This is a genomic window from Bradyrhizobium macuxiense (genome assembly GCF_001542415.1).
GTDB classification, from domain to species: Bacteria; Pseudomonadota; Alphaproteobacteria; order Rhizobiales; family Xanthobacteraceae; genus Bradyrhizobium; species Bradyrhizobium macuxiense.
Map to the genome: position 1 here is coordinate 1 of NZ_LNCU01000087.1, position 5865 is coordinate 5865.

Annotated in this window: 4 protein-coding genes; all 4 read right to left on the bottom strand. The window is 65.5% G+C overall.

Features of this window, described 5'->3' with window-relative positions:
• Positions 1-59 precede the first annotated feature (59 nt).
• The 4 genes from AS156_RS25385 to AS156_RS25400 all read right to left on the bottom strand — a co-directional run bounded on the left by AS156_RS25385 (position 60) and on the right by AS156_RS25400 (position 5323).
• On the bottom strand, positions 60-1208 hold the full coding sequence (locus AS156_RS25385) for an IS110 family RNA-guided transposase (RefSeq protein ID WP_066509700.1): 1149 nt from the start codon (positions 1206-1208) through the stop codon (positions 60-62).
• Positions 1209-1291: 83 nt separating this feature from the next.
• Positions 1292-2350, bottom strand: a complete 1059-nt coding sequence (locus tag AS156_RS25390; protein ID WP_066510127.1) for a dipeptidase — start codon at positions 2348-2350, stop codon at positions 1292-1294.
• Between the two features lie 67 nt (positions 2351-2417).
• Positions 2418-4718: a hybrid sensor histidine kinase/response regulator gene (locus AS156_RS25395; protein ID WP_066510129.1), complete on the bottom strand. Its 2301-nt coding sequence runs from the start codon at positions 4716-4718 to the stop codon at positions 2418-2420.
• Positions 4719-5101: 383 nt separating this feature from the next.
• On the bottom strand, positions 5102-5323 hold the full coding sequence (locus tag AS156_RS25400) for a hypothetical protein (protein ID WP_066510132.1): 222 nt from the start codon (positions 5321-5323) through the stop codon (positions 5102-5104).
• Between the last annotated feature and the right edge of the window lie 542 nt (positions 5324-5865).

The window sequence follows — 5865 nt, forward strand, 5'->3', positions numbered from 1 at the left end:
ACGGTCATCATCCGTCCCGCACGAGCGCGGCGAGCCGCGACGCGTGGTCGCGTGGTTTGTCATGCCTTCATGGTTGCCTGCTCGGGAATGAGGCCGGTGGTGAGATAGCGCCACAGCGCCACGATCAGCTTGCGCGCCAAGGCGACGATGGCGATACGTTTGGCGCGCTTGCCGGCGTTGGCGGTGCGGGCGTGAAACCAGCGGCTGAGCGCGCTGTCGCCCTGATGGCGGAGCCAGAGCCACGCCAGCTCGATCGCCTTCTGGCGGGCGCGTCGATTACCGGCCTTGCTGATGCCCTGCTCGCGATCCATGCCGCCGCTGCGCCACGGGCTGGGGGCCAATCCGCAATAGCTGGCAACCTCGCGGCGGTTGCGGAAATCCTTGTAGAATAGCTCGCTCACCAGCGTCCCGGTGAAGGCCGGGCCGAGCGCCTTGATGCGGAGCAGCAGGTCTCGCCGCTCCCGCATCGGTGCAGGAGCCGGCGCGGCCTGTGTCGCCTGGGCCTCTTCCAGTGCCGCAAGCTGGTCACGTATCAACGTCAGCCGCGCGTGCTCGCGCGTCACTTCGGCCAACAACTGTGGCGGCACCGGTCGTCCCTGCCAGTCGCGCTGCCGCGCGAGCCAGGCCAGCCAGTCGCGCCGCCGCGGGTTGCCGACCGCCATCCCGTGAAGGCGCAGCAGCCCCTTGATCCGGTTGGTGTGAGCGGTCTGCTCCGTGACCAGCCGGTCGCGTTCGCGACTGGCGCGCCGGGCGTCCTCGGCCTCCACGCTCGGTACCCGGACGCTCCGAACAACTCGCGGTTCGCCCCGCAAATAGGCCATCAAGGTACGCAGCAGCAGCTCGCCGTCGATCCGGTCCGTCTTTGCCCGTCGCGCCCGCTGCTCCACCGCAATACTCGCCGCGTCGAACACGAAGTTCCTGATCCCGGCCGTCTCCAAAAGCCGGTGCAGCCAAAAGCCGTCATAACCGGCTTCATAGCAGCTCACCACGCACGGCACCGAGCCGAGCTTCTCCGTCACGCGGGTGCGGGTCCGCTCGATCACGGCCAGCAGTTCGCCGTGATCGCCTCCGTCGAGCTTGTGGCGAGACATCCGCTCCCGGTCAGGGCTGTGAAGCGTCACAAGCCATGTCTTCTGGCTCAGTTCGATTGCAACGAAAATTGTGCCACAATGCCCTGCGGTGGGCGTGCCTGCAGTCGATGCTTGCATCTGACTTCTCCGATGGTTCGAGTGTGCAAACCCAAACCTACCGGATAGGGCTCGCTCACCGCCCCATGGAATCTACGGGCCGATCATTGCCAGCTCAGGCGCAGCACCCGCATCCAATTGTCGAACGCGATCTTGCGTAGCGTGGCTTCATCGAAGCCGCGCGTGCGCAATGCCTGGATCAGGTTCGGGAGCCGGCTGGCATCCCTGAGCGGCAGCGGCATGACCGCGCCGTCGAAGTCGGAGCCCAGGGCCACGTGATCGTCACCCATCCGCTCGACCAGGTAGCTGATGTGCTCGACGATCGTCTCGACCGGGGTGTTCGGATCGCTATGCCCGTCAGGGCGCACTTCGGACACGCTGAAATTGAAGCCGACGGCGCCGCCCGATGCCTTGATGGCGTCGAGCTGCCGATCGGTCAGGTTGCGCGTCGCGGGGCATATCGCATGCGCGCAAGCATGGGTCGCCACGATCGGCGCGGTGCTGATCGTCACGACGTCCCAGAAGCCGCGCTCGTTGAGATGGGCCATGTCGAGCATGATGCCGAGCTCATTGCACGCCTTCACCAGCGCCTTGCCCGCCTCGGTCAAACCGGGACCCGTGTCCGGCGAACGCGGATAGGCGAACGGCACGCCGTGGCCGAAGATGTTGGGCCGGCTCCAGACCGGACCGAGCGAGCGCAGGCCGCGGGAATGCAGCCGTGCCAGCCTGTCCAGATCGGCGTCGATCGCTTCGGCACCCTCCAGATGGAGCACGATGGCGAACGTTGCATCTCGCCGTGCGGCCTCGATCTCATCCACACTGGTCGCCCATCGGATTTTTCCGTCGGCGCGGGCCACCATGTTTTCCAGCGCACTCAATTGAGCATCGATGGTGCGGCGCGCGTAGGCCGCATCGATCGGCTCCGCAAGACGCACCTCGTATCCGTCGGCCGTCCGCGTGAAATCGCCTTCCCGCGGACGTTCTGCCCTGGCGAACATTGCGAACAGGCCGCCAACCATGCCGCCTTCGAGGGCGCGCGGCAGATCGAGGTTGCCCTCCTCCGAGCGCGTAAGAAAATCCCGTCCGCCTTCGCGGTATTCGGCGAGATGCTGAACCGCGTCATTGTGGCCGTCGAAGATCGCAACCTTGCCGCCTGCCTGCACCGTGCTGTCCTCTCGTCCAACTGGCGTCGATCAGACTACGGCCACGCGCTCACGGGGTCCACGCGCCTTACGTCTTGTCCGGCGGATTCTCGCGCAGGAAGCGTTCGAGATCGGCCTGCACCGAGTAAGGCAGCGGAAGCGGATCGCCCTGCACGTCGACCGCAAGATCGAGGCAGCGCCGCAGCATCCGCGCAAGCTCGCCGCGCCGGTAGGGCTTGGCCAGTAGTGGAATGCCGTGGCCGGGACGCGCCTGCTTGGGCAGCGCGCCGTCGCTGTAACCGGAGGTGAAGAGCACCCGCAGCGTTGGCCGCCCGGCCATCAGCGTCTCGGCCAACTGCCGCCCGTTCATGCGACCGGGCATCACGATGTCCGTGAACAGCAAATCGAACGCAGCGCCGCGATCGACGATCTCGAGCGCGGCGTCCGCGTTCGCCGCGACGAGAACCGTATAGCCCAGGCTCTCGAGCTGCCCGGTGACGTATTCCCGGATCTTGTCGTCGTCCTCGACGCACAGGATGGTCTCGTCGCCACCGCGGATCGGCTGATCGCCCTCTTCGACAGGATGCGGCGCAGTCCCGTCGGCCTTGGGCAGGTAGATCCTGAACGTCGTGCCCTGCCCCTCCTCGCTCAGCACCTCGATTCCGCCTCCGGTCTGCTTGACGAAGCCGAACACCATGCTGAGCCCGAGCCCGGTGCCCTGCCCCACCTCCTTGGTGGAGAAGAACGGATCGAAGATCTTCTCCAGATGCGGCGGTGAAATCCCGACGCCGGTATCGCGCACCTCGATCACCAGGTGATCGCCGGCCCGCTCGACGCCGCGCGCCACCGCGTCGGGAATGCCGAGCTGGATGTTGCGGGTCGCGAATGTCAGCGTACCGCCGTCCGGCATCGCATCGCGCGCGTTGATGGCGAGATTGACCAGCGCGGCGCTGAGCTGGCTGCGGTCGACGAAAGCAAGCCAGGCATCGCGGCCGAGCTCCGCCCTGATCACGATCTGCGAGCCCAGCGTCTGCGACAACAGCCGGACCACGTCGCCGATCAGACCGTTGACGTCGGTCTTGGTGGGTTGCAGCGGTTGCTTGCGTGCAAACGCCAGCAGGCTCGATGTCAATTGGGCGCCACGATCGGCGGCGTCGCTGATCAGCTTGGCGATCGAGGCAAGCTGCGGCGTGTCCTTGACGCCATCGGCTAGGATCTCGATCGTGCCGGTGATCACCGTCAGCATGTTGTTGAAGTCGTGCGCAATGCCGCCGGTCAATTGTCCGACCGCCTCCATCTTCTGCGCCTGGATCAACTGCTCCTGTGCCATGCGCCGCTGGGTGACGTCACGAACGAAGGCATTGATGACGTAACCATCGCCGCAGCGCAGTGCACTCAGCGACACCTCGACCAGGAATTGGTGACCGTCCCGGTGCAGGGCGGCGGATTCGTAGCGCATGCCCATGCCGCCGGCTGCGATCTCCTGCAGGAACTTTGCGATCCGCTGCCGGTGCGCGTCCCGAAGCTCTTCCGGAAACACCAGCTCCACCACCTTGCGGCCGACTGCATCGGACCGCGTCCATCCCGTCAGCACTTCCGCCTGCGCGCTCCAGTCGAGGATGACGCCGTCCTGATCGGTCTGGACGAACGCATCGAGTGCGGTCCTGACGATCGCCTGTGCCATCTGCTCGCTTTCGACCAGTGCCTGGTGCGCGTGTCGTCGCGCCGTGATGTCGTGCAGCACCGAGACGGCGCCACGAAGCTTGCCGGCGTCATCGCGCAGCGTCCGGGCGTTGGCCAGCAGACGCACCCCTGGCTGCTCAGGCCAGGGCTTCACGATCAGCTCGAGGTCGTCGACCTCTTCACCGGCCAGCGCGCGCGCCAGTGGCATCTCCGGAATCGGCATCGCCGTCTCGCCGTCGGCGCAATAGCACCGGAAGGTCCGGATCCCGGTCAGGATGTTGAAGCCTGGATCGACGCCGAGCAAGCGCCGTGCTGCAGCGTTGATGATCACCACCGCTCCGGCGTGATCGGCCACCACCACTGGATCGCGGATGCTTTCGACGGTCTTCTCCAGCAGGCTCTGCCTGGTGCCCAATGTCGCGGACAGTTCGGCGAGCGCCCCCCTCGCCGTTTCCCGGTCGCCGCCCGACGGCATCGCGACCGTCTCGCCACGAGACAATCGCTCGACCACCCACGTCACCCGGTCGAGCGGCGTCGCCAGCGACCTGCCGATCATCACGGCCATGACAAGGGCCAGGGCCGCCCCGATCGCGCCCGCGGCCAGCAACAGGCCCGGTGATGCGGTGCCATGGACGAAAGCCACGGCGAGCAGTGTCACGACGACGGGGAGCATCGTCCCGAGCGCCAGGCGGCCCGACAAATTCATCGCGACCAACTCATCGTGATCAGCAGCACCGCAAAGGTGGAAAGGAAAGCAGCATACAGACAAGGACCGTCAGCGCCGGGCAATGTCCGGTGGTTCGCTGTCGGGCTGCTTAGCTGGGTCTGGCCGGGCGATCCGCCAATTTTGCGCCCGTAAAATTACGGACGGCATGTTCCCGGAACCGATTGATCCAGGTCGCAGCGGCTGGAACTCTAGGCCGGCAGGGGCTGCACATCAACGCATGCGGCGACGCTATTTCCCGGCAGCGTCAGGAATATCTCACTTCGGCCCGCCGTAAACGCCGCTGCCCGGATGGCGGCAACGGCAGCTCGCGCAATGTGATGCGACGTCTCACAAAGCCGCAGAGTTTTTCCGCGCGGCTTTCTTCAGCAGATCATCGGATTGTCACCGTGATCACAGATACCTCCAGGCCCGTCGCGGTACGGCATGGGAAACAGCGCGTGCGGCGCCGGAATGCGGGCACTGCCGGACGCCTTGCCATTCATCACGGCATATCGCTTTGCGGTCGCGCTCTCGTGAGCGGCTGCAGGCATTGCGAACAGGCCGACCGCGATCGAAGCGGCCAGCAAGCACTTGGGGGTGATCATTGGACCTCTCCTGATGAGGGTGCAACGCGCGGAGGAAGCTTGCCCTGCCCCGGCGCGTTGAGGGGTTCACACGCTCACCATGACCGCTCGGACCCGCGTTTCATTCCGGCGCGCCCTCTGCGCACACCGCGTCGTTTCGCCGCGAACCCTGCGAGTAACACCCGACGGGCAACTCAATTCTGCTTCATGCATCGAGGTCGATGTCCAGCGCCCGCGTGTAAAATATTTCTGTTTATCAGAAGTGTGGTTTGGTGTATGAATTGGCCCGTCTCACCCGATTGAGGGGCGCGTCGCGATCGTCACGAGTGTTGCGGTGGGATGCGGTGGACGTCGAATGCGTGACTGACGAGCACGTGTGAGGCGGACGGCGAAGTCGTGCAGGCCTGACGCCCTAGTGGCAGGTGTCTCCTCGCAGAGCGCGCGAAAGCGTCTTTGCGAAGACGGTGACAAAAGAGCCCGGTGGCGTCCGGGAAGTGGTTGGAATTGGTGTGGCGCGTCTGCGGGTTCATGAAGCTATCTGATCATGCGACGAGGTCAATTGG

What these genes read in the sequence shown, in the direction of transcription:
- AS156_RS25385 (WP_066509700.1), bottom strand. Translation starts at nt 1,208, where the DNA reads ATGCAAGCATCGACTGCAGGCACGCCCACCGCAGGGCATTGTGGCACA.
- AS156_RS25395 (WP_066510129.1), bottom strand. Translation starts at nt 4,718, where the DNA reads ATGAATTTGTCGGGCCGCCTGGCGCTCGGGACGATGCTCCCCGTCGTC.
- AS156_RS25400 (WP_066510132.1), bottom strand. Translation starts at nt 5,323, where the DNA reads ATGATCACCCCCAAGTGCTTGCTGGCCGCTTCGATCGCGGTCGGCCTG.